24 protein-coding genes and 1 other RNA gene are annotated in these 24,531 nt (G+C 40.5%); 17 read left to right on the forward strand and 8 right to left on the reverse strand.

Translation table 11 applies throughout. From position 1 onward, the window contains the following. The first annotated feature begins 14 nt into the window (after positions 1-14). From ACP5NR_RS05050 to ACP5NR_RS05095, 10 genes are all read left to right on the forward strand, one after another. Entirely contained in the window at positions 15-980 is a 966-nt protein-coding gene (locus ACP5NR_RS05050; protein WP_428006064.1) for an aldo/keto reductase, read from the forward strand. A 10-nt stretch (positions 981-990) separates the two neighbouring features. Further along, complete coding sequence (locus tag ACP5NR_RS05055; RefSeq protein WP_428006056.1) at positions 991-2,010, forward strand: HoxN/HupN/NixA family nickel/cobalt transporter; 1,020 nt, start codon at positions 991-993, stop codon at positions 2,008-2,010. Positions 2,011-2,019: 9 nt separating this feature from the next. Beyond that, complete coding sequence (locus tag ACP5NR_RS05060; protein ID WP_428004712.1) at positions 2,020-3,153, forward strand: aldo/keto reductase; 1,134 nt, start codon at positions 2,020-2,022, stop codon at positions 3,151-3,153. Then, positions 3,154-4,782, forward strand: a complete 1,629-nt coding sequence (locus ACP5NR_RS05065) for a radical SAM protein (RefSeq protein ID WP_428004711.1) — start codon at positions 3,154-3,156, stop codon at positions 4,780-4,782. Next, entirely contained in the window at positions 4,772-5,881 is a 1,110-nt protein-coding gene (gene dxr, locus ACP5NR_RS05070; protein WP_428004710.1) for a 1-deoxy-D-xylulose-5-phosphate reductoisomerase, read from the forward strand. The genes ACP5NR_RS05065 and dxr overlap by 11 nt, the downstream gene beginning before the upstream one ends. Next, the gene (locus ACP5NR_RS05075) at positions 5,878-7,371 is read left to right on the forward strand and encodes a site-2 protease family protein (RefSeq protein ID WP_428004709.1); all 1,494 of its coding nucleotides are present in this window, start codon (positions 5,878-5,880) and stop codon (positions 7,369-7,371) included. Before dxr ends, ACP5NR_RS05075 begins: the two co-directional genes overlap by 4 nt. 82 nt (positions 7,372-7,453) lie before the next feature. After that, positions 7,454-8,260, forward strand: a complete 807-nt coding sequence (locus ACP5NR_RS05080; RefSeq protein ID WP_428004708.1) for an FAD binding domain-containing protein — start codon at positions 7,454-7,456, stop codon at positions 8,258-8,260. Further along, positions 8,257-8,721 (forward strand): (2Fe-2S)-binding protein, encoded by a 465-nt coding sequence (locus tag ACP5NR_RS05085; protein ID WP_428004707.1) that lies wholly within the window; start codon positions 8,257-8,259, stop codon positions 8,719-8,721. The genes ACP5NR_RS05080 and ACP5NR_RS05085 overlap by 4 nt, the downstream gene beginning before the upstream one ends. Further along, complete coding sequence (locus ACP5NR_RS05090; protein WP_428004706.1) at positions 8,718-11,036, forward strand: xanthine dehydrogenase family protein molybdopterin-binding subunit; 2,319 nt, start codon at positions 8,718-8,720, stop codon at positions 11,034-11,036. The genes ACP5NR_RS05085 and ACP5NR_RS05090 overlap by 4 nt, the downstream gene beginning before the upstream one ends. A gap of 100 nt (positions 11,037-11,136) precedes the next feature. Beyond that, complete coding sequence (locus ACP5NR_RS05095; protein ID WP_428004704.1) at positions 11,137-12,522, forward strand: ComEC/Rec2 family competence protein; 1,386 nt, start codon at positions 11,137-11,139, stop codon at positions 12,520-12,522. Here the strand turns inward: ACP5NR_RS05095 and ACP5NR_RS05100 are convergent. The 3 genes from ACP5NR_RS05100 to ACP5NR_RS05110 are packed head-to-tail and all read right to left on the reverse strand — an operon-like array spanning position 12,419 to position 14,781. Further along, entirely contained in the window at positions 12,419-12,898 is a 480-nt protein-coding gene (locus tag ACP5NR_RS05100; RefSeq protein ID WP_428004703.1) for a Fur family transcriptional regulator, read from the reverse strand. The genes ACP5NR_RS05095 and ACP5NR_RS05100 overlap by 104 nt on opposite strands. Before the next feature lie 6 nt (positions 12,899-12,904). Next, positions 12,905-14,119, reverse strand: coding sequence for a pyridoxal phosphate-dependent aminotransferase (locus ACP5NR_RS05105; RefSeq protein ID WP_428004702.1), 1,215 nt, complete (start codon positions 14,117-14,119; stop codon positions 12,905-12,907). Positions 14,120-14,139: 20 nt separating this feature from the next. Further along, positions 14,140-14,781, reverse strand: a complete 642-nt coding sequence (locus tag ACP5NR_RS05110; protein ID WP_428004701.1) for an LptA/OstA family protein — start codon at positions 14,779-14,781, stop codon at positions 14,140-14,142. Positions 14,782-14,943: 162 nt separating this feature from the next. Here ACP5NR_RS05110 and ACP5NR_RS05115 point away from each other — a divergent pair, with 162 nt between their 5' ends. From ACP5NR_RS05115 to queD, 6 genes are read left to right on the forward strand one after another with little or no spacing between them, the layout of a single operon-like run. Next, positions 14,944-15,315: a DUF2089 domain-containing protein gene (locus tag ACP5NR_RS05115; protein WP_428004717.1), complete on the forward strand. Its 372-nt coding sequence runs from the start codon at positions 14,944-14,946 to the stop codon at positions 15,313-15,315. Beyond that, positions 15,293-16,276 carry a DUF4097 family beta strand repeat-containing protein gene (locus ACP5NR_RS05120; protein WP_428004700.1) on the forward strand — a complete coding sequence of 328 codons (984 nt, stop codon included), beginning with the start codon at positions 15,293-15,295 and terminating at the stop codon, positions 16,274-16,276. Before ACP5NR_RS05115 ends, ACP5NR_RS05120 begins: the two co-directional genes overlap by 23 nt. 2 nt (positions 16,277-16,278) lie before the next feature. Further along, positions 16,279-17,508: an MFS transporter gene (locus ACP5NR_RS05125; protein ID WP_428004699.1), complete on the forward strand. Its 1,230-nt coding sequence runs from the start codon at positions 16,279-16,281 to the stop codon at positions 17,506-17,508. Between the two features lies 1 nt (position 17,509). Next, on the forward strand, positions 17,510-17,848 hold the full coding sequence (locus ACP5NR_RS05130; protein WP_428004698.1) for a hypothetical protein: 339 nt from the start codon (positions 17,510-17,512) through the stop codon (positions 17,846-17,848). Further along, positions 17,845-18,171 (forward strand): hypothetical protein, encoded by a 327-nt coding sequence (locus tag ACP5NR_RS05135; RefSeq protein WP_428004697.1) that lies wholly within the window; start codon positions 17,845-17,847, stop codon positions 18,169-18,171. The genes ACP5NR_RS05130 and ACP5NR_RS05135 overlap by 4 nt, the downstream gene beginning before the upstream one ends. Positions 18,172-18,180: 9 nt before the next feature. Further along, positions 18,181-18,534, forward strand: coding sequence for a 6-carboxytetrahydropterin synthase QueD (queD, locus tag ACP5NR_RS05140; protein ID WP_428004696.1), 354 nt, complete (start codon positions 18,181-18,183; stop codon positions 18,532-18,534). A gap of 328 nt (positions 18,535-18,862) precedes the next feature. Here the strand turns inward: queD and ACP5NR_RS05145 are convergent, their stop codons facing one another. From ACP5NR_RS05145 to ACP5NR_RS05165, 5 genes are read right to left on the reverse strand one after another with little or no spacing between them, the layout of a single operon-like run. Beyond that, on the reverse strand, positions 18,863-20,422 hold the full coding sequence (locus ACP5NR_RS05145; RefSeq protein ID WP_428004695.1) for an FGGY-family carbohydrate kinase: 1,560 nt from the start codon (positions 20,420-20,422) through the stop codon (positions 18,863-18,865). Then, a complete protein-coding gene (gene murA / locus ACP5NR_RS05150) occupies positions 20,419-21,678 on the reverse strand; it encodes a UDP-N-acetylglucosamine 1-carboxyvinyltransferase (protein ID WP_428004694.1) in 1,260 nt (419 codons plus the stop codon). The genes ACP5NR_RS05145 and murA overlap by 4 nt, the downstream gene beginning before the upstream one ends. Then, positions 21,656-22,345 (reverse strand): DUF4203 domain-containing protein, encoded by a 690-nt coding sequence (locus tag ACP5NR_RS05155; RefSeq protein ID WP_428004693.1) that lies wholly within the window; start codon positions 22,343-22,345, stop codon positions 21,656-21,658. The genes murA and ACP5NR_RS05155 overlap by 23 nt, the downstream gene beginning before the upstream one ends. Beyond that, positions 22,342-23,271 carry a hypothetical protein gene (locus tag ACP5NR_RS05160; protein ID WP_428004692.1) on the reverse strand — a complete coding sequence of 310 codons (930 nt, stop codon included), beginning with the start codon at positions 23,269-23,271 and terminating at the stop codon, positions 22,342-22,344. The genes ACP5NR_RS05155 and ACP5NR_RS05160 overlap by 4 nt, the downstream gene beginning before the upstream one ends. After that, positions 23,249-24,190 carry an ROK family protein gene (locus tag ACP5NR_RS05165; RefSeq protein ID WP_428004691.1) on the reverse strand — a complete coding sequence of 314 codons (942 nt, stop codon included), beginning with the start codon at positions 24,188-24,190 and terminating at the stop codon, positions 23,249-23,251. The genes ACP5NR_RS05160 and ACP5NR_RS05165 overlap by 23 nt, the downstream gene beginning before the upstream one ends. A gap of 52 nt (positions 24,191-24,242) precedes the next feature. Here ACP5NR_RS05165 and ffs point away from each other — a divergent pair. Beyond that, an RNA gene (ffs, locus tag ACP5NR_RS05170) (signal recognition particle sRNA large type) lies at positions 24,243-24,510 on the forward strand. The last annotated feature ends 21 nt before the right edge of the window (positions 24,511-24,531 follow it).

Consider the following 24,531-nt stretch of genomic DNA (forward strand, 5'->3'; position numbering starts at 1 on the left):
AAGGAGTGATCGAAATGGAATACAGAAAAGTAGGAAAATGGGGATTGAAGATAAGCGAATTGGGATTTGGGACATGGCTGACCTTTGGTCCGCAACTCGATGTTGACAGATCCAAAGAGATAATAAGGGAAGCATTCAAAAATGGCATAAACTTTTTTGATACGGCCGAGGCATACCAAGGCGGGATGGCGGAGTACATTTTAAGTCAGGCTTTAAAGGAATTCAAAAGGGAAGATTTGGTGGTATCGACGAAGATATTCTGGGGAGGGTCGGGGCCGAATGATTTGGGATTATCGAGGAAGCATTTGATAGAAGGGACAGAAAATTCTTTGAAGAGACTTCAGATGAAATACGTAGACCTTGTGTACTGTCACAGGCCTGACCCGTCTGTACCGATGGAAGAGGTTGTGTTGGCGATGGATTACATAGTCAGGAGCGGGATGGCTCTGTACTGGGGGACGTCCGAATGGAGTGCTCAAGAATTAGAAGAGGCACACAGGGTATGCAAAGAATGGAAATGCGTCGAGCCGATAGTGGAACAGCCGCAATACAACATGCTCAAGCGTGAAAGGGTTGAGAAGGAATACCTTCCGATATACGAAAAGTATGGCATGGGCTTGACCATATGGAGCCCTTTGAATGCGGGAATATTGACAGGCAAATACAACAACGGAATACCAAAGGGAAGCAGACTTGATCTTTTCAAAGATAACGGAGGGCTTAAGGGAAATATAGATGAAGCAGGAGGACTTAACGAAAAAACACTTGAAAGAGTCAAGAAACTTACGAAAATTGCCGATGATCTCGGAGTTAAAACGGCTCAGGTTGCGCTTGCATGGGTGTTGAAGAATGATCATGTGAGCAGTGCGATATTGGGTGTCAGCAGAGTCGAACAACTTCAAGAAAACATAAAGAGTCTTGAAGTGAAAGCCAAACTTACAGATGATGTTATGAAAAAGATCAATTCAATATTTGAATGAGGAGAAATTGATGATGGTAAAATCGACCTTTCCGAGAAGAAGGATCTTGGTACTTTTCGTAGGGTTGGCAGCGTTCAACGTTTTAACATGGTCTCTCATGGGACACATAAGTATGCTTGATCCTACAATGCTCGGTATAGGAGCCCTTGCTTATTTCTTTGGTTTACGTCATGCTTTCGATGCGGATCACATCGCAGCGATAGACAACGTAACGAGAAAATTGAGGCAGGAAGATAAAAAACCCGTGGGAGTTGGCTTTTTCTTTTCTCTCGGCCATTCAACGGTTGTGATATTACTTTCCCTTGCGCTTGTCTTTGCAGTCAGAGATGTAAAAGGTCAGATGGGATTTTTGCAGCAGTGGGGTGGAATTGTCGGAACTATCGTATCGGCGAGTTTTTTAACGGCGATAGGTCTTATGAACCTCGTGATCTTCAGGAAACTAAGACGTCTTTTCGTCGAGAATAAGATGAAATCACAAAATTCTGAAGATGTGAACAAAGGAATAGAAGAGTTGTTAAATAGACGTGGATTTTTCTCAAACATTTTCAGGTTTCTTTTTAAAAATATAGACCAAAGTTGGAAAATGTACCCCATAGGCTTTCTCTTCGGCCTCGGTTTCGATACGGCAACAGAAGTTGCAATTTTGGGAATATCCGCAACGATGGCCCAAAATGGAAAGATGCCTATATGGGAGATAATGATCTTTCCGATATTGTTCACAGCCGGTATGAGCCTTATGGACTCTCTGGATGGAGTGGCGATGTTAAAAGCCTATGACTGGGCAATGGTCGATGGCATGAGAAAACTCTTTTTCAATATGACAATCACAGGGATGTCCGTACTTGTGGCCCTTATAATAGGGTTTATCGAATGGATTCAGGTTGTTGGATTGCAATTGAACCTCGGAGGTCCATTCTGGAGCGGCATTGAAAATCTCGATTTCGGAATTCTCGGGATAATCATAGTGAGTTTGATGATCTCGACATGGATCATCGCTTACGTTTATTACAAAAAAGTGCTGAGTTCGTAGGAGGTAAAGATGATCTACAGAAAATTTGGTCAGAAAGATATTGAAGTTTCGGAACTTGGATTTGGTTGCATGAGATTGCCTGTATTGGATGGTGATTATGGGAAGATAGATGAAAAAAAAGCGACTGAAATGTTAAGGTATGCCATAGATAAAGGCGTAAACTACGTTGATACGGCATATCCTTACCATAAAGGCATGAGTGAAATATTCGTTGGAAAAGCGTTAAAGGATGGTTACAGAGAAAAAGTTTATCTGGCGACTAAATCTCCGGTGTGGCTTGTGAATGAAAAAGGAGATTTCGATAAATATCTCGATGAACAACTTAAAAAACTTCAAACGGATCACATAGACATGTATTTACTTCACGCACTCGGAAAGGACAGATGGAAACAGATAAAGGATCTAAACGTCTTCGATTTTGTGGAAAAGGCTAAAAAAGACGGCAGAATAAGAAATATAGGTTTTTCATTTCACGATGAGTTTAAAGTATTCAAAGATATCGTGGATGCTTACGATTGGGATTTCTGCCAGATCCAGCTTAATTACCTTGACGAGCATTTTCAAGCGGGCATTGGAGGCCTGAAATACGCATCTAAAAAAGGTATGGCCGTCATAGTTATGGAACCAATAAAGGGAGGGAAATTAGCCGGTAAATTGCCGTCCGAGGCAGTGGAGATATTCAAAGATGCTAATCCACAAAGGACACCTGCTGAGTGGGCGTTGAGATGGGTCTGGGATCATCCGGAAGTATCACTTTTGCTTAGCGGCATGAGCGAGATGAACCAGGTTGTTGAAAACGTAAAAGTGGCAAATGTTAAACCAAATTCACTTGCTCCGGAAGAAATTACGGCCATAAAAGCGGTGAAAAACGTCTTTGATCAAAGGCTGAAGGTTGATTGCACATCCTGTAATTACTGCATGCCATGCCCAAACGGTGTTCATATTCCTGATGTCTTCAGGCTTTACAACGACGCTTCTCTCTTTGATGAGTTTGACAATTCAAGAAGAGAGTACAAAAATTTCATATCGGGTCATTTTGACGCATCTCAATGCATAGAATGCGGAGATTGTGAAAAAGTTTGTCCTCAGCATCTTCCGATAAGAAAACTTTTGAAAGAAGCAGATGCGGCTCTAAGAGAATAAATGAAAGCGCTTATCGTTGATGGTTACGTTGATGAACCTGCACACTTTGGTGTGCCACCTTATATTTCCGCTTATCCACGGTATGTAGCCGGTCTTCTTAAAATGGCCGGCTATGATTTTTTCTACGACACGATAGAAGGCGTAAGGCAGCATGGATTAAAAGCGGCAGATATACTTGTAACGGTGGGGGGAGTTACCGTTCCGGGAAATTATGTGGGTGGTATACCGATGACAGTTGAAGAGGCAAAAGAGATCTCTAAAAAATTTGTCGGATCCAAAAGCATTATAATAGGTTCTATGGGACAATACGAAGTTGAAAGATCGGGCGGCGTCGTTGCGAATTTGAAGAAGTTTGAAGAGTACGATTTTTCACTTTGGTACGATTACGAAAGAAAACTGTATGAAATACTTACGGGAAAAGCGTGGAATGAAAACAGATATTCGCTCGTCAAGGTTGCATCTGCCGCAGGGGCCGAAGTTATCAAAAAGCATCCGAATTTCCCCGATTTGATGTGTGAAATAGAACTTGGAATGGGTTGCGAAAAAGAAATAAAATGTTCATTTTGTACTGAGCCGCTCTGGGGTAAATCAATTTCAAGGCCTGTCGATGATGTGATAGAAGAAATCAGTTCACTTTACAAATCAGGATGTAGACATTTCAGACTCGGAAGAATTTCGAACATATTTGCTTACATGGGAGAAAAGTATCCAGATCCAAAAGCGATAGAAGCGCTCTACACCGGCATAAGATCCGTTGCGTCAGATCTTATGACCCTTCATACAGATAACGCAAACCCGGGCTACATATACTCTCACATGAAAGAATCTGAAAGCATAGCAGGTACGATATCTGCGTACAACACACCCGGAGATGTTTTGTCAATGGGTATAGAATCTTTCGATCCCAAAGTCATTTCGATGAATAACTTAAAAATTGGCAAAGATCAGGCATTTGATGTCATAAAAATGATAAACGGTGTTGGCGGAAGCCGTGTGGAAGGGATACCAAAATTACTTCCGGGCATAAATCTTTTGTACGGTCTTATGGGAGAAACAAAGGAAACGTATAAAATAAATTTCGAAACTTTGATGAAGATCTTGCATGCAAATTTGATGGTCAGACGTGTTAATATAAGAAAGGTTATGGCCTTTCCTCAAACACCTTTGTTCGAAAAATTGAATGGGAGGGAACCAAAGACAGACGAAAGAATGTACGCCCATCACAAATTTATCGTAAGAAAGGAATTCGATCATGAAATGCTGAAAAGGGTTTTTCCATCGGGAAGCATTTTCAGAGATGTCATAATCGAATATCATGAAGGAAAGATGTCTTACGGAAGAAAAATTGGAACTTATGCCATGCTTGTCGGAATTCCAAAAATTTTAAGTCTCAGGTCTCATGTGGATTGCGTTGTGGTTGATCACGGTCAAAGATCTCTTACAGTACTTCCAATTCCTTTGAAGATAAACAAAGAAGGATATGATATGTTAAAATGGATACCAGGCATAGGAGATAGTTCATCGATTGTGATATTGAAAAGACCCTTTAATTCGATGCAAGAATTTGTACAAAAGACAAATTTGAAATTTCCAGACTGGATGAGTGAGATGGTGAGTTTTGAAAGGTAAAAGAGTTGTAATTCTCGGTGCAACAGGGACGATAGGACGCATGTCCGTCGACGTTTTATCGAAACTCGATCAATTCGAAGTTGTTGGGCTTGCGGCAGGCAAAGATATCAAAACGTTGCTTGAAATCAAATCTAAATTTCCTCTTGCCAAAACATCGATGACAGATGTTTCATCTAAGGACGTTGACTTTCATGGTCAAGACGCAATTGAAAATTTGCTTTCATCGACGAATCCGGACATCGTGATCGTAGGTGTTTCTGGTTTTGCGGGGTTAAAGTATGCTTTGATGTCCTCGAAGTATTCAAAAAGGCTCTGTCTTGCAAACAAAGAGTCCATAATCACGGGTGGAAAATTTTTCATCGATTCGGTCAAAGCAAATGGTTGCGAGATAATCCCTGTTGACAGCGAACATAACGCCATATTTCGTTTGCTTGATTCTGAAAAATCAGAAGTGTCTTTTATATACATAACCGCGTCGGGAGGTGCTGTAAGGGATATTCCAACGGAAAACCTCAAGGACGTAACTCCGGATGTGGTTTTAAAACATCCCGTTTGGAAGATGGGCGCCCGCATAACGATAGATTCATCCACGATGTTCAACAAAGGTCTTGAAGTTATGGAGGCTCATTTTCTTTTCAACCTGAATCCAAAACAAATTCGTGTTTTGATACATCCTCAAGGAAAGATCCATGGAATGATTTATCTGAAAGATAAAACCGTCAAAGTTTTGATGTCAAATGCCGATATGCGCATCCCGATAACTTATGCACTTTGTTATCCGCAAAGTACGGATATATTTGAAGAATTCGATCCTTGCGGAACTTACAGCCTTTTTGATCCGGATCCCAAAAGGTACCCCGCGCTTGACCTTGCTTACAGATGTTTGAAGATGGGAGATGGATCAAGAATAGCGTACAACGCAGCCGATGAGGTTGCGGTTCAGGCCTTTCTTGAAGGTAAAATAAGGTTTACCCAGATATACGAGATAGTAGAAAAAGTCATTGAAAAGGGTTGGCCAAAAGATCTAAAAGATTACGATTCGATAGAAGAGGTGGATAAAGAGGGGAGAAAAACTGCCATGGAGATGCTAAGTAAATGATCCTAAGCATAATATATTTCATCATCATACTCATAGGAATAGTCATCGTTCACGAATTCGGACATTTCATCTTTGCGAAACTTTTTAAGGTCTATGTGCTTGAGTTTGCTTTTGGCTTTGGACCGAAACTTTTTTCTTTTAAAGGAAAAGAAACGGAATACAGGTTTAACGCCATACCTCTTGGCGGGTATGTGAGAATGGCGGGAGAAGATCCCGGCGTAGAAAGTATAGATGGCGTGCCAAAAGAGAGAATGCTTTACTCAAACGCTGCATGGAAACGTTTGATAATAGTGGCGGCAGGCCCTGCTTTCAGCATCATCGCCGCTTACGTTTTGATGATCTTTGTTTCAGTTATCTGGGGTTTCCCACAGGCGCTTGTTGATTGGGTTGTGCCCAATTCGCCCGCAGCCGTTGCCGGTTTGCAACCGGGAGACAGAATAATATCTGTCAACGGCAACGTTATACTCAATCCGAACGAAACTGTAACATTCATAAGCGGTCAGAAGGAAGTGCATATCGTCTACATTCGAAATGGTCAAAGGTACAAAACGTCAATGGCACTTCAAGAATTAGGTCCTCAATATTTCATGGTTATCAATGGAAATGTCTCAACGAACACCACTTTGAAAAAAGTCGGTACAATTCCATTTAATCCCCAAAGTCAAATTATAAACGGTTCACTGCTCACATTCTCAAATGGTGCAACCGCGATACTTGTGAATTACCAATCGATACCAAAATCAAAACTTATCGGTATCTACATGCAATCGATGTCAAATAAAATAGCATCGGTAAATCAATCCACCGGTTTTAAAGCCGGAGATAAAATTTTGTCTATAGACGGGATAAACGCGAGTGGTTCTTTAGGTTTACAAAACGCGATAGAGATCGGTGAATATGCCACGGGGACGGGTAATTTTGCGATCCTCAACGGTGATAAAGTGATCAACGTCTATAAATATGAAGCACCTTCGAATGGCGTTGAAATTGTTTATGAAAGAGACGGAAAGACTTCTTCTGTGATATTAACGCACGATGAATTCAACACTTTTATAAGTTCTCTCGAACTTTTCCCGTCTTACAGTAATTGGTATCCAGGACCAATTGATGCCATAGGATATGGTGTTGTTTACACAAATAGAATTTTCACAAGCATGATAACATTCCTTGGAGGCCTTTTCACAATTAAAAATCCATTAAGCCAGTTCACAGGTCCTGTCGGGCTCGTCAAGATCGTCGGACAGGCATCTGCTCAGGGTCTTCAAACTATACTCACGCTCATCGCTTTGATAACTTTAAACCTTGGAATAATAAATTTAATACCGTTTCCGGCTCTCGATGGCAGTCATATCGTTTTTGCACTCATAGAAATCATAACAAGAAAAAGAGTCAATCCTCAGATCATCGGCTATCTCAGCATGATAGGCTTTATAATACTTATGGGCTTTTTCTTTTACATAACCTATCTTGATCTTGTGAGATTTTATTGAAAATCAGCGACGATTCGGAATCTGAATTTTGTTTAGTGTATGTTATAATTTTTTTACCAATTTAAAGAGGGAGGGAAGCATCTTGCTTGATATTAAAGAATATCTTAAACCAAATACAGTTCAATCTGCTTACGAGATGGGACAAATGCCTAATTCTCTTTACGTGAGCGGCGGGCTTATGGTTGCCCAATTGAAAATTTCAAGCGTTGAAAGGCTTATTGACCTGAAAAGCGTTGGACTAACTCAAATCGAAGATCACGGCAATGCTTTTAAAATAGGTGCCAACGCGAAAATATCCGATCTTATCTCAAATCCATCTCTTAACATCAACGGTGATTTTATAAAAACAGCGCTTAAAGAAATTGGCAGCACTCAAATAAGAAACATGGCAACTTTAGGCGGTTCAATAGCCTTCAAACTCGGTTGGTCTGACGTTATAACGATCTTCATGGTTTTGAATTCAAATCTTGAGATCTACGACGGCAAGTTTTCCAAAATTTCCCTTGAAGAATATGCAAAAAAAAGCATGAAAGGTACGATAATCACAGCGGTGGAGGTGCCAAAAACAGAAGGCATAGCCGTTTTTGAAAAATTCGCAAAATCTAATTTTGATATAGCCACGCTTAATTTAGGCCTTAAAATCGTTTTAGACGGTCAGATCGTCAAAGACGCGCAGATTGTCGTTGGTTCAAGGCCGATGGTTTCTCAGAGAATAAAAGAAGTCGAGGAATTTTTAACTGGAAAGCCCATAAAAAGCGCTTCTAAAGATGCCTGCGATCTTATTGAGAAAGTCATTCAAGTTGGATCGGACATAAGGGCCAGCGCAGAATACAGAAAAGCGCTTTCAAAATCTTTACTTGATAAAGCTCTGAGGAGGTTTCAGTTATGAGGGTGAAGATAAAAATTAACGACAAGGATCAATTTATAGAAATAGATCCCGGAGAAATGCTTTTGGAAACACTTAGAAAACTTGGCTACAAAGGTGTAAAGCATGCATGTTCAACGGCGAGTTGCGGAGCATGCTCCGTTCAACTCGATGGTAAACCTATTTTATCATGTACGACTTTCACGGCCGCGGTTGACGGACACGAGGTGAAGACAATAGAAGGATTTTCGGACGAAAATTCTCTTTCCGATGTCCAAAAAGCACTCATCGACGAAGGAGGATCGCAATGTGGCTTTTGCATTCCGGGTCTTGTTGTTACGGCCGAAGCGCTTTTGAGCGAAAATCCCGATCCCACCCAGCAGGAGGTCATAGATTATCTTAAAGGAAATCTTTGCAGATGTACAGGTTATGAAAGTCAAACCCGCGCAATTCTTAAAGCCGCAAAAGAGAGGCGATCAAAGTGAAAACTCTTACTGAAGAGAAGTTGAACGTTGTCAACACCTCTGTTGAAAAGGTAGACGGTAAAGCGCTTGTCAGAGGCAAACCCGTTTTCACAGATGATTTTGATATTCCAAACACTTTGACGGTGAAAATCCTCAGAAGTCCTTACGCCCACGCGATCATAAAGTCCATAGACACATCCGACGCGATGATAGAAGGCGTTGCGTGCATACTTACCTACAAAGACGTACCACACGTCATTTACACGCGCGCAGGTCAGGGATATCCGGAACCCTCTCCTTACGATACTTTCGTGCTCGATAAAAAAGTTAGATATGTCGGTGACGGGGTTGCGATAATTGCGGCAGAAAATGAAAGCATCGCCGAAAGATCAATGAAACTCATAAAAGTTGAATACGAAGTTTTGCCTTCGATACTCGATTATGAGCATGCGATGGACAAAGATGCGCCGATAATACACGATGAATCAGAAATATCAGGCGCATACGATCCCAAACGCAACATCGCGGCGCATTACGAAATGGAAATAGGAAATGTCGAGGAAGAATTGAAAAAATGCGATTACGTTGTTGATGAAACGTATTACACGCCGAATCAATCTCATGCCATGATGGAACCACATGGGGCCATCTCGTATTTCGATCCGAACGGAAGGTTGACCATAATAACGTCAACTCAGGTGCCATTCCATGCAAGAAGGATAATCAAACGTATCTTTGGCGTTAACTCACGTGTCATAAAACCTCGCATAGGCGGAGGCTTTGGGGGAAAACAAGCACTTCACGTTGAACCTTACGTTGTGGCCGTTACTTTAAAAACTGGAAGACCTGCAAAATGTATATATTCAAGAGAAGAAACGATGACGGCATCCAACACGCGTCATGCGATGAGATTTAGGGCCAGAGCCGGTGCCATGAAAGACGGCACGCTCAGAGCACTTGAATTATGGGGACTTTCCAACACGGGTGCTTACGGAGAGCACGCCCTTACGGTTTTCATGGTCGGAGGTTCAAAGACGCTTCCGCTTTACAACAAAGTTAAGGCCGTTAAATTTGGAGGAGATGTCGTTTACTCCAACACCGAACCAGCCGGAGCCTTCAGAGGATATGGAGCGCCGCAGGGTATGTTTCCGCTTGATTCTGCGCTTGATGAACTTGCACATAAAATTGGGATGGATCCCATTGAATTTAAATTGAAAAATTCGATTCGCGAAGGAGAAACATCACCCATCTTCAGAATAATGGGAGAAGGGCGAGAAGGCGTGGATCAGATCATAAACAGTTGCAAAATTGAAGAATGTGCCATAAATGGATCGAAAGAATTCGGATGGTATGAAAAAAGGAAACAGCCAAGAATAGATCGGCAAAGGCAGATTGCCCATGGTTATGGCGTTGCTTTTGCAATGCAGGGATCATCCATTCCAGCGATAGACATGGGCAGTGCGACGATAAAAATGAACGATGATGGCACCTTCAACTTGCTTGTCGGCGCAACGGATCTGGGAACGGGAAGTGATACGATTCTTGCCCAGATAGTTGCAGAAGTGCTTAACACAACGGTTGAAAAAATAATCGTTTATTCCTCAGATACCGATATGACCCCATTCGATAAAGGTGCTTACGCCTCTTCCACAACTTATGTTTCCGGAAATGCGGCCAAAAAAGCGGCCGAAAAGATGAAAAAGGAAATTCTTAATGCCGCATCTGAGATCATGAATAAACCAATTCACACTTTAGAACTCGATAAAGATGGTGTCATTTCCGAAGATGGGAAAATTTTGAGTTTTAGCGATCTCCAAACAAAACTCTTTTACACATTTAACCAGCGTCAACTTGAGGTTACAGAATCTTTCGTAAGTGAGGTCGCCCCACCGCCATATCTCGTTTCATTCGCGGAAGTGGAGATCGATCTAAACAGCGGAAAAGTAAAAGTTATTGATTTTTTGAATTACATCGATTGCGGTGTCCCGATAAATCCTGTGCTTGCAAGAGGACAGGTAGAAGGTGCGTCTGCACAGGGAATAGGGATGGCACTCTTTGAAGATCATGTAATGGATAAAAATGGAAGGATCATAACAAATGATTTTTTCACTTACAAAATACCCGCAAGAGGAGATATAGGTAGAATACAGGTTAGATTTGTGAAAAGTTATGAACCGACTGGGCCATTTGGGGCAAAGAGTGTTTCCGAAATCGGCCTTGATACTCCAGGACCGGCCATAGCAAATGCGATTTTCGATGCCATTGGAATTAGAATAAGAAGATTACCCATAAGTTCTGAAGATCTCTTCTTTGAGATCAGAAAGAAAGGTTTATGAATGATCCTTTGATTTTGGATTACTTTATCGCCACCTTTGTCGTAGAGGTGGCGATAGTTTTGGTGCTTTTTATTTTTGGAGTCTTCCCGCCACAAGGACGATGAAAAAATATCCCTTTTTTCTCTTCTTTGTATCGGCGATTTTTGGATCATTTCTTTCAAAGACAAATATCTGGTGGATAGGCCCTGTTTTATCGTTAGGCGCAGCCGTACTCATCTTTGCCAAGCGGGATATTTTGATCTCACTTTCAATTTTTTTCATGGGCCTTTCTTTCATGCTTTCTCCGGTGACCATACCTGACGGAATCCACTTCATAACCGGAAGAATAAATCAGGTTAGCGGTAATGCTGTAAGTTTGTCGGATATCAAAATTCATATTTCTCATGGGTGGATAAGGGGAGGATCGGCATACGTTTTACTTTCAAAAACCAATTATTCTCAGAAAAATCCCGAGATATCGGATCTTTTCATGGCAAGAATCGAAAAAACAGATGGTAAAATCTCTGCCATCGATTCTTTTTGGACAGCATGGCCGGGTTCCTTTTTGGATGAAACGATGGCCTGGGGTGCAAAAGTTTCAAATTTCATCTACGATCATTTTAAACGCTACGTGATAGCCGGTGCCGACACGCTCGCTTCGGTTTTTCTCGGAAGAAGAGACATCCCCTACGATCTTAAAATGATGTACAACGAAAGTGGTTATGCACAGATATTCGCAGTATCTGGCGCCAACGTGTGGATAATAGCCACCATAACGCTTATTTTCATTTCGGAACTCGTTCCCATGAATTACGTTAAATATCCGATTGTTTTAGCGATCATCGTCTTTTACGGCATCATAACAGGCTTTTCTATACCCACTTTTCGCGCGGTTTTCACTTTTGGAATTTACACAATTTTCAAACTCTTGGACAGAAAACAAAGTTTGCTCAACATTTTAGGTTTTGTAGGCCTTTTTGAGGTACTCATCGATGGTTCGGTGATCTTCGATCCATCTTTTCAACTTTCTTATTCGGCGGTAATTGGAATGATAGCGCTTATACCCATACTTCCTGAATTCAAACCCAGATACGTTTCTCAGGCATTGAACGCGACAATAGCGGCAAATATAGGGATAATGCCGTTTTTGATTCTTGATTTCGGAAAGATATACGTTGCATCTCTTCCGTTCAACGCACTTGTCGTGCCGGTGCTTATGACCATACTCATGGAAGGTGGTTTGATCTTTTCTCTTTGTGCTATTTTAGAGATATCTTTTCTCGAAGTGATCGTGGGAAGTGGAATTTCACCTTTCGTTAAAGCCTTAGACTGGCTTGCTTATTTTACGATCAGACTGCCACTTTCAACGGTAGAGATACCGTCAAAAATGACAGTCTTTTGGATCACTTTTTCGATGCTTTCAACTTTAATTTTGTTTGCTTTGCTGCATCAGCAAGGCAATCCTGACAAATACCGTAAATCTTCAATTGATGATCTTTTACCTTGAAACCGGTTCTTTCTTCTATTATTTTTTCAAGATCATCGAGCAGATCTTCGTCTAATTCGTAAACTTTTCCGCAAATCGTGCATATAAGATGGTGATGTTGATGGCCGGACGCTTCTTTCAATTCGTACCTTTCAAAGCCATCATCAAGATCTATCTTTGACAAAAGTTTCATTTCAACCAACATTTGAATTGTCCTGTAAATTGTAGCCTTACTTATATTTGAATGCGAATTCTTTCGAGAAACAAGCCTGTAAATTTCATCCGGCGTGAAATGCTCGCCTTTGTGTTCAACAAAAAAAGAAAAGATACTTTCTCTTTGAGAGGTTATTCTTAAATTTTTCTTTTTAAGTTCACCTCTCAACCTTTCGTTTGTCAACCTTATTCACCTCTCAGCAAAAATTTTTCTTTGCGTATAACTTTCAAGTCCTTTTGCCAAAATCGAACATGCTTCCCTGAGATCTTCGGAATTGAGAACATACGCTATTCTTATTTCATCTTTTCCCATATTTGGCGTTATGTAAAACCCTCCAAGTGGTGCCACCATGGTTGTTTTGTTTTGATAAGTGAAATTTTGAAGCATCCATTTTACAAATTCTTCGGCATCTTCGACAGGTAATTTAGCTGCCAGATAAAAAGCGCCTTGAGGTTTATTCACAACAATTCCCGGAATATCTTTAAGCGCTTCATAAACTACGTCTCGCCTTTTTTCATATTCCCTTGTCATGTCCTCGAAATACGAATCAGGCAAATCGAAAAGCCCTATTGCTCCGTACTGGGAAAGGTGGTTAGCCGCAAGCCTGGCCATTGCCATCTTCATCACGGCATCCATTATTTGCTTGTTCTTTGACGCTATGGCACCGATTCTCGCACCACATATGTTGAATCTTTTCGAAAGGCTATCGGCGATTATGACCCTTTCGTGATTGCCGAAATCCATCATCGAATACGCTTTCAAGCCGTCAAAGGTTATCTCTCTGTAAACTTCATCTGAAATTACGTAAAGATCATTCCTTACGGCAAAATCCATTATTGACTGAAGTTCATCTTTTGTGTAAACCACACCATTTGGATTGCCGGGATTTGGAAAAAGCATTGCCCTTGTTTTTGGCGTGAGTACCTTTTCAAACTCCTCGATGGCAGGCATCCTGTAACCGTTTTCTGCCCTTGACGTGACCGGTACGACGTTAACGCCAAGAAATTTCGCAAAAGCCGCGTAATTTGCGTAAAAAGGCTCTATAACGATGATGTCATCGCCGGGATCGGCCACCGCTGCTATCGCAAAACTTACAGCCTCACTGCCACCTTCTGTCACGATTATCTCTTTTGTTTCAAATGGGATTGACCATTTTTTGTAATATTGAGAAAACTTTTCTCTCAATTCGATAAGCCCTGCCGAATTGGTGTAATCATCTATGCCTGAGAACGTTTTTATTCTGTCGAAGTAAATTTTAGGCGTTCTCAAATCAGGCTGACCTATGTTCAGATGATAAACCTTCACGCCTCGCTTTTCGGTTTCGTCAGCATAAGGTACGAGTTTTCTTATAGGTGAAGCCGGCAGTTCACTTGCTCTTCTTGATAAACCGTTATATCTTTCCATCTGAGTGTCACCTCCGTAATTTATGAACCAGCACCAACCATTATCTCCATTTGTACTTTTTTCAACACTATTTTGTTGTTAGATGTGTCCATAACAAGTTCGTCTGCGTAAGCCTTCTCTTTTGTTGAACTGTTGTATAGATAAACGTTACCCGTTATGTCTAAGTAATTTTTGGCGGAATCGTAAGAAAATTGCTTTCCTTGAATGTAAATATCTTTTTTAGTTATGACCGTTGGGCTACCTTGGCCTGTGTAAAAGTTTGTCTTTGTGTTAAATTGAAGGGTAGACGATTGAATGGATATTTGACCGCCACTTGCGTTTATCGTCATCGAAGCCATGCCGGAAAGCGTTCCCACATTTGTGTTAAGGTTGTAAATCATAGATCTTGCTGTGGCTGTGGCATTTCCTGTGTATATAAAAACACGACCGGTCGCCTGAGCCGTCGTCCAATTCACATTGCCACTTAAATCTTTCTGGCCCATGATCGTTATCGAGGTTGCGATTATGGTTGTGTTACCGATCATCACTTTACCATTCGTGATGGTCGTTTGCGTGCTGCCTATGCCGTAATTAACCTCTCCCGCTATTATATGGAGCGTATCTGTAAGTGCCACCACAGATAAAGCCAAGATTAGAACCCAAAAGATGAATAATTTTCTCATGGTTACCTCCTGAAGATATTCTACCACCAATTAGGTGAATATTTTCTATACAATTCACATTTGTTTTTTGTTAATTCTTGACAAATAAAAAATTTTGATTTATAATTCAATAAAATTGATTTTTAGTTTAAAATTATTAAGGAGGTGATCAAAATATCTTTGGTGACGAAGTGTCCAAATTGTGGACACAGGATGGATGTTGTGTCTTTAAGATGCCCTGTTTGCGGGACAGGAGTAACAGGACAGTTCGTGTTAGATGAGTTTTTCAATCTTTCGGAAGATCAGATGAAATTCGTCAAAGTGTTTCTGAAGCACAAAGGGAATTTAAGTGAGGTTCAAAAAGAATTTGACATATCTTATCCTACCGCGCGAAACAGGCTCAATGAAATTGTGTCAACGCTTGGTTATGATGTTGAAGATGAAAGGGAAAACGAAAAAGACATTCTTGAAAAATTGAAAAACGGCGAGATCGACGTTTCATCCGCGATTTCAATGTTGAAAGGAGAAAAAGATGAAGGAAACCAAAAAATTTGACTGGGATATACCGAACGTCAAAAGACTTTTTGTACATTCTATCTCATCGGATACAGTCGTGGTTCGCAACTCAGAAAGCAAAATATCTTTGGAGATCGAACTTTCCGGATTTAAAAAAGACGTTGAAGAGTATGAACCGAAGGTCAAGATCGACACAGATCGGTTTGAAATAGATCTATCGCCGCACACGTCTTTTTTTCCGGACGGATTTTTCGCTTTCGGCTTCATTAAATTCGGAGGATTGGAAATTCAAAGAATTTCTCTGAAAATTCCCGACGGACTTTCTTTGGGAATGGAAACAACCTCCGGAGATACCCTGATCGATGGACTTTCCTTCGATGAATTGAGGATCTCATCTGTCTCGGGAGATTTCGATCTTAATTCAAAGATGAAGCATCTTTTTTTGAAGACTGTTTCAGGCAATACGAATATCAAAGGATCTTCATCGAAGATCGAAAAAATGGAGTTGCAATCGGTATCCGGAGATCTTAAGTTCTCAAAATTGGTTTTTGGTCGCGGAATCATCAAAACCACGTCCGGTGATATAAATCTCACAAATGTGGATCCTGATTTTGAAACTTTGGACGTTAAAACGGTATCGGGAGACTTTTCCGTTTCTTTCACATCAAGGCCGAATGTGCACGTGGAAACCGACACGGTAAGCGGAGACGTAAAATCAGATGTTAACATAAAAGGCATGATAAGAAAAGCATTTGACATCGGAAAACCTTCGTCGATGCTGAAGTTCAAGAGCATCTCCGGAGATGCGAATTTTGAATTCGGATCTTTTGAAACTCAAGATCAAAATTTGAAAAACGAATCTGAAAATGAAGATGAAAGGCTGAAAATTTTTGAAGAGATTTTAAAATCAAAAAGGGCAACAAAAGATGAGATAAAAACGTTGATGAAAACCATCGGATATGATGACGAAAAGATAGAAAAATTTTTATCGGGTAAGTAATCATGGATCAAAAAGAAACCGTTATAGATCAAAAAATGAGACTTTTCAACAAAAACTTTGTCCTTTTGTGGGCAGGTCAGGTAGTTTCATCGATCGGAAATTCAATTCAGTACATTGCGGTCATGTGGTGGATAATGAACCATTTTTCAAGTTCGCAGTCCGGCATCGTTATGGGTTTGATGTTCACATTCAGCGTGATTCCGATGGCAGTCATAGGTCCCTTCGCTGGAGTTCTTAACGATAGAATAAGCAGAAAATCGATCGTCGTACTTTCTGATTTTTTAAGAGGACTTTTGATTTTGTGGATGGCATATCTTGCATACACGAATACTTTGACTGCCATTTTGATATATCTCATCTCCGCATTGATGGGCATAGGCGGCGCTTTTTTCAATCCCGCCATTCAATCGACGATACCAAACATCGTACCGGACAAAAATTTGACTCGTGCAAACAGCCTTTACCAGACGGGAATGCAATTTACCCAGATAATAGGTCCTGCCATAGGAGGAGTTTTGGTGGGATTTTTCGGACCGTTTTTCGTCTTCATGTTAAATGGCTTTTCCTTTATAATTTCGGCCGGAACTGAGATCTTTATAAATTTCAAACAGTCAATTTCAAAGAATAAAGACAGTTCTTTCTTTGCAGACTTCAAAGAGGGATTCAAATTTCTTTACAATCAAAAATTGCTTTTCTGGTCGATGATCATCGTTTCGGTTTTGAACTTTGCCTTTTCTCCGCTCGATATACTCATAGCAAAGCAGATAAAGGAGATATATCATCTTGGTGCGCTTGAACTCGGCTATACGGTCAGCGCCTTTGCAATCGGAATGATGATAGGTTCCATTTTGCTTTCGATAATTCCCGAGATAAAGGTAAAACATAATTTCATAATAATAAGCGCTATAACGATGGGAATATTGTACGTGTTTTTCGGATTCGCACCAAATTTACTTACTTTTTTGGTGATTGCTTTCCTGATGGGTCTTGCACTTGCTTTTGTCAACGTGCTCTTTCAGGTTATAATACAGAGGTTAGTACCAGATGAAAAAAGAGGAAGAGTCTTCAGCGTCATGCTGACATTCGAGACGATGTTTCAACCTATTTCTCTTTCGGTCATCGGTTTCCTGTCTTCGACACTTTCAAATGTTATAATCTTCACAATTCTCGGAACGCTTGTTACCGTTTTCTCGTCTCTTTTCTATCTCGTACCGGGTGTAAAGGAGGTTTAAAATGAAGGCTTTTGCGATTTTTTTGATTTTGCTGGGTTTTTTAGCATTTTTAGGTATTTTTGGTGTCATGGACCTTACATTTGGATTCATATTGGGCATATTTTTTGCCATACTTTTCGGATTTGAAGGTATAAGAGAACTCGTCGGAAGAAGGCTGATAGGAACTGGGAGTTTGCTTTTTGGCATATTCTTGCTTTTAAGGGCATTTCAACTCTTTGGCATAAATGCCTCCTTCAGTCAACTGTTCTTGGGGTTCATTGCCTCTTACCTCATAGGAATAGGATTGCAGATCTTCTTCGGTAAAAGATTCATCCGCATTAAAAAGGAGTGGTTCAATTGAACAGAGAATCTCTCATGAAAATCATCAAAATGCTAAAAGACGGGATCATAAACGAAGCAGAGGCCGCCGATCTAATAGAAGCGATAAGTACCGAGGAAAATGAAGGCAAAGGCAAACAAAAATTCAGAAAACTTGTCATACACGTTGCTCCGAAGACTCAAAACGGAGACAAAATCGATCTTTCCATTCCACTTTCTCTTGCCAGTGGATTTTTAAAAAAATTTGCAACTGAAAAAAATCTGGACTTGGACGTTGATTCCGTGGTGAAAGATGGAATTCACGTTGAAGATGAAGATGAGATCGTTGACATTCATCTTGAATGAGGTGATAATTTGTTAATTTCAAAAGAATTCAAATTTGACGCTGCACATAATCTTGTGAACTATCACGGAAAATGTGAAAGACTTCACGGCCATACTTACAGGCTAAGGGTTACTTTGGAAGGCACACCTGACAAAGACGGGATGATATTGGACTTCACAGAATTAAAAAAAACAGTCAACGATTTAGTCGTTTCAAAACTCGATCATTCTTACATAAATGACACAATTGCCCAGCCTTCTGCCGAGAACATCTCTTCGTGGATATGGAAAATGTTAGAAGTACCTCTTAGCGGGCCAAATTACCGTCTTTACGAGATAATTGTCTGGGAAACGGAAGATTCGTTTGTGACATATAGGGGATAATCAATATCGTGAATCATCAACCCTCGATTTTTAAAGCCGATTGACATATCAAAACGAAAATCATCTGTGGGAACTCTTTTTCGCGATCAAAAGGCCTACAACACCAAGGCCTATGAGTATCAAAAATGATCCTATCGCAACGAAATTCAAGTCATGGCCTCCTTTTAAAATTAGACGAAGGATATAGAAAAAAGTTTAAATTTCGAATAATTTTCAGAGGAGGCTACTTTGTCGAACTCTGTCTTCCACTAAATTATATTTAACTCACTTTAAAAGCCGAATGCTTATTTACTGTAAGCGCAGGGCAGTATGTCCTTTCGATGGCATATCATTTTGCTTTTATTTCAGGATAATTCGTGATTTTTCTTATATCACCATACAATTTTTTAAGCCTTGGATACATGTTCTCGTAAACTTTGAATAATTTTTGGTACAATTCATGATTGGCACTGTTCGGGAGAAATTTTTGCGAATATCTGACCATTTCTCTTGCGGCAATGTCGAAATTTTCATTCATTCCGATTCCGACGCTCGCAACGATGGCGGCTCCCAAACCCGCTGCCTCGTTTATTTCGCTCTTTTCGACAGGAAGGCCAAAGATATCCGAAAATATCTGACATATATCGTTGCTTTTTGAACCACCGCCGGAGACTGTTAATGATTTCGCTCTCACTTTCCCGCGTTTTTCTATTTTCATGAGTCCTTCAAGCAAAGCATAGCCAATGCCTTCTATCATGGCTCTGTACATGTGTGCCCTTGTGTGAGATTCTCCAAAACCTATAAAAGCACCTTTTGCTTCCGGCATTTTTAAGCCGGGTCCCCAATAAGGCTGGGATATCAGGCCAAGAGATCCGGCCGGAACTTTCGAAATCATTTCGTCAAGCAAGTTTTCTTCAAAAATTCCCAATTTTTCGGCATCGAGTCTTTCTTTGAAGCCAAATTCATTTTTAAACCATGTTACCATCCAAAATCCTCTGAAGATTGAAACCGATGGATTGTAAGCGCCCGGCATCACCGATGGGTAAGCGGGCATGAATTTGATCGGCTCAAAGTATTTCTTTGAAGTCATTTGTATCGAGGCCATCGTGCCGAGACTTACGTTTGCTTTATCGTTTTCAACGCATCCTGTCCCGATGGTTTCACAACTTTTATCCGATCCGCAAGATAAAACAGGTGTTCCTTCGATCAATCCCGTTTGTGCCGAGGCCTTCGATGTTATTTTACCTATCACGGTTGATGGCTCCGCAAGGTCCGGCAATTTTTCCGGCTCAACGTAAAACAGCATGTAAGAAACGTTATCTTTTGAAGCCCAACTTTTCTTTTTGTAATCGAAAGGTATGTGACCTATTTGAGATGCAATGGAATCAACAGGTTTTCCCGTTAGCCTGAAATTGAAAAAACCCGACACCTGTAAAAACTTATCGGTACTTTTCCAGATATCTGGTTGATAATTTCTTATCCAGTCCACTTTACTTTCTGATTGGAGAATTATAAACGGTTCATCCATGCCCACAAGGATATGAGAAAGGCGAGTCAAAAATGGCCTTTTTCTCAAATTTAGAAAATTTTTTCTCTGATCAAGCCATAAAATAGCCGGCCTCAAAGGATTTCCGTCTTTATCGACATTTATCATCGTATCGCTTAATGTGGTGACGGTTACTCCTGCAACGCGACTTTGAAAATTATCAACCTGAACTTTCAAATTTTCTAAAGATTTCAAAAATGCAGACCAATAAATTTCAGGATCTTGCTCAGCCCAGCCGGGATAAGGGCTTGAATAAGGATCATAATCAATCTTTGAAAAAGCCCACATCTTGCCTTTTGAATCAAAAAGGAAGGTTCTTAAACTTTGAGTGCCACAATCAACTGAAAGGATAAGGTCTTTCATGACACCTCTCGATCAATTTTAAGAATTTCAAAATCTATCCCTATATCTTTCAATTTTTTGTAAATATTTTCATAACCTCTGAAAATTATCTCAAATTTTTCTATTTCACTCGGCCCATCTGCCGTCGCAGCGGCAAAAAGGATCGTTGCCGTTTCTCTGAGATCATTTCCAACGAGTTTGGCGCCATGAAGTTTTGATGGCATAACTTCTATCTTGTTTTTATCCACGGAGATATCGGCACCCATTTTTTTAAGTTCGTCAACGTGTCTGAAGCGATTTTCGAAGACCGTTTCCGTTATCTCGGAATGACCATTTACATGGCATGCAAGAAGTGTCATTTGAGGCTGAAGATCGGTTGGAAATTGAGGATAGGGTCCTGTTGAGAGTTTAAAAGGTCTCAAATTTGAAGGATAAACGATCAAAGCATTTTCGGATGCCGTTATCTTTGCCCCAATTTTTTTCAGTTCATTTGTAACGTTGTGCATCACGTTGTTGGATATGCCGTTGATCTTCAACATGCCACCACTTGAAAGTGCTCCTATGATGTAAGTGCCGGTTTCTATTCTGTCTCCTATTATGGAATGAACGGACGCGTTTAATTTCTTGACTCCGTCTATGCTTATTCTGTCTGTACCAACGCCTGATATTTTTGCGCCCATGGAATTGAGAAATTTTCCAAGATCGACTATTTCAGGTTCCTTAGCGCAATTTCTTATTTCCGTATGTATGCCGTTTAAAAGTACTGAAGTCATCATAAGATGCTCAGTTGCTCCGACGCTCGGAAATCTCAGATCTATCCTTACATCTTTAAGTACTTTGTCAAAGATGGCTTCTATCATATCATTTTTTTCGTTTACCGAAATGCCAAGTTTCTTCAAACCCTCGATGTGTATGTCTATCGATCTTTTCCCTATTGAACATCCACCGGGATAGCGCAACTCGGCATGGCCCGTTCTTACCGCAAGAGGTCCAAGAAGCAGTATAGATGCACGTATGCTTGATCCAAATTCTCTTATCTCTCCTTTAAGGTTTGACGGCCTTGCCAAGACGGTGTTTTTCTCAAAATTAACGGCAACCCCTGCAGATCTTATCATGGAAATCATCTCGGAAACATCAGCAATGTCGGGAATTTTTTCGATCTTTATTTCTTCCGAGATTAAAACAAGAGACGCGAGAACCGGAAGTGCTGAATTTTTCGCTCCGCCTACGGTTATTTCACCTTCAATTTTCGAATTACCCCTGATTCTTGCTATCATTTCTCTTACCCCTTTTTACACCGATTTGTATTGAAACAGATAATATTGACAAAACTAAAAAAATGGCAACAAAAACCGTCAAAAGAATGACGTCTTTTCCACCGATAAGGGTATTTAAAAGTTCATTTGGTTTGACGTTAAATGAGTTCGAAAAAGGAATGAGAATCGCAAAAGCCGTTATCAACGCTCCTATTGCGGCCATCGCTGTACCAATGGCCCTTTTTTCGTTGAAAATCGTCAAAAGACCGAAAATCAATCCAAAGACGATAAAAACGCCTATCCTTATCCATTGAACATTCGATCCCATATTCAAATTCATCGCGGAGATGGCCCAGTTGTAAATGTAATATGCTATTGCGCCGCCGGCCAAAAATCCCATCATGAAAAGTGCAAATTTGTAAAGTGCTATGAAAAGTGCCGTTACGAGAAAGGCAATTATCAAGACGGCAATTATATGTATCATTTGCTGGTTCGAAGAAGCGATATGAAAATTCTTAAGGATCAAATTCGTCCAGACATATTGCCCTAAATAAATGCCTGCTATGAGTCCTATTATCGCCATTGATATCCTTAAAAGATAATATCCAAAAAAAGTAAGCACGATGCCAACTATCAAAACGACAGGCCAATAGTTGACGACAATACTCGAAAGCGATCCAAGACTCATTTTATATCCTCCCCCTTTGTCCATTTGAATGTCAGTTCAAGAGTTGCGAAAACAGGATCCGCACCATTTTTTATCTTCATTTCAACATCTTGAAAATCTTCCATCAAAAGGCTTATCTCTTCGTATTTCCATAATTTCAAAACATTTTTCCTTTTCTTACCACCAAGTGAAAAACCAACAAGATCTGCTATTTGAGGAGTCGGAACTGAAAGCGCTTTTGATATGTTTTTGACGTCATCCCAGGAGTAATCCGATCTTTCATTTGAAAGCATTTGAGCGACAAGAATGGATGTTTTTTCAAGGCCTCTCAAAGGTATAAGAGGATGCACATCTTCGAGTAGATCTTTCAACATATCCAAAGCAGATGAATCTTTTTCAAAGAACAACCTGTAAAAATCGAAAATGGCCGGAGTTGAATAGATAGGAACAAACATTTTCACCTCTTCCAAAGAAGGTTTTTTTGAAACGACAGAAATTTTTTCAATTTCCATTGCCATTAAATCGATCTTCATGCCTGTACGGTTCAATATCAATCCCTTCTCCGTTTCATCCATTTTAACACCAAAGACTTCACAAATATCGTTTACTTCTTCAATCCAACCTTTAAGATCCCATTGCTTTGGGCAGGAAAGATCCTCGACATCTCCGAATTTCTTCAGTAAATCAAGATCGTTGGAAGTTATTATAACATCATGTTTTGACAAAGGTACATTTTTTAAAAGCCAATTTTTATCTTCTTTTTCCCATTTTTCAACGGATTTCAAAAGAATCGTATGTTCTCCAAAAAGGGTATCCGAAAAAAATTCCAATCGCATGCGATTTATTTTAGATTCCGTGTCCGGAAAAACAGACAAAATGTCATTTTTTACCTTTTTCAAAAAGTTTTTCAATTTCCATTCAGAATCAACGAGTATTGGCCTTATCATTCCTCAATTCCTCAAAACACATTGAAGCCGCACCGTATATCCCCGCATCATCTACGAGATTACTCAAAACTATTTTATAAGTTCCCCAGAAAGATTTCATGACATTTTCATGCGTTTTCTTCTCGACCCCGTCAAGAAGAAATTTGCCTGATCTCGAAACTCCGCCACCAATTACGATTATCTGCGGGTTGAATATATGGACAAAAGAACCTATGGCAATTCCAAGTGCTTCGGTTACACGCTCGAAAACCTTTATTCCAAGCGGATCACCTTTTTTGGCCGCATCCAAAACCGCTTTTGCGCTGAATTCTTTTATTGAAGTATCAGGATACCTTTCTTTCCATTCTTTCGCAAGTCTTGAAATGCCAGTTGCCGAGGCTATCGTTTCAAGACATCCGTGATTTCCACACCCGCAAAGATACCCATTTGGTTCAACGATGACATGACCAAGTTCGCCTCCTATGCCGGTTGATCCTCGAAAGACACGGTCATCGCATATTATGCCTCCGCCGACACCTGTTCCCAGCGTTATCCCAAGCACATTCGTGTATCCCTTTGCAACTCCAAACCATTTTTCACCTACCGCAAAAGCATTCGCATCATTTTCAACGACGACTTTCACCCCAGTTTTCGAAGAGATTTCGGGGCCAAGCGGGACGTCTATCCATCCCGGAAAATTGGGTGAAAATCTCACGATGCCTTTTTTATGATCTATCGATCCTGGAGATCCTATCCCGATCATCTCAACCTTTTCACTTTTTGTCATTTCATTCGCGGTTTTTGCAATTCTCTCAACAACAGCGTTAAAACCTTCTTCTGTTTTGGTATCTATCGTTTGTCTTTTCAGAATATTGCCGTTTTCGTCCACAATTCCCATTGCAACTTTGGTGCCACCAAGATCGATTCCCAACACTTTCATCGATTTCACCTCTTCGATTTTTGTTCAATTTATGGTAAAATATCTTTGAACACCATGCTAAGCGGGGAGTCAGCGGTTCCCTGTAACCCGAAATCCGCTCCATGCGGGGCTGAAGATCGTTCTGCGGTTAGCGGAGGTAAGGTACGGACTTTCTTCGAAAACGTTGAAGATCGGGTCCTGCGCGACGAAAAACCACGAACTTGGTCAGGTCTGAAAGGAAGCAGCCATAAGTGGCCAATTTTGGGCGACGCAGGGTAGCCTTATCGGAGTTTATCGGGAAAGCACCGCCTTGTTTCCGTTGATCAAAGGCGATTGCATGGTGTTCTTCATTTTTGAAAGAT

It is taken from the genome of Athalassotoga sp. (genome assembly GCF_049965695.1).
Lineage (GTDB): Bacteria > Thermotogota > Thermotogae > Mesoaciditogales > Mesoaciditogaceae > Athalassotoga.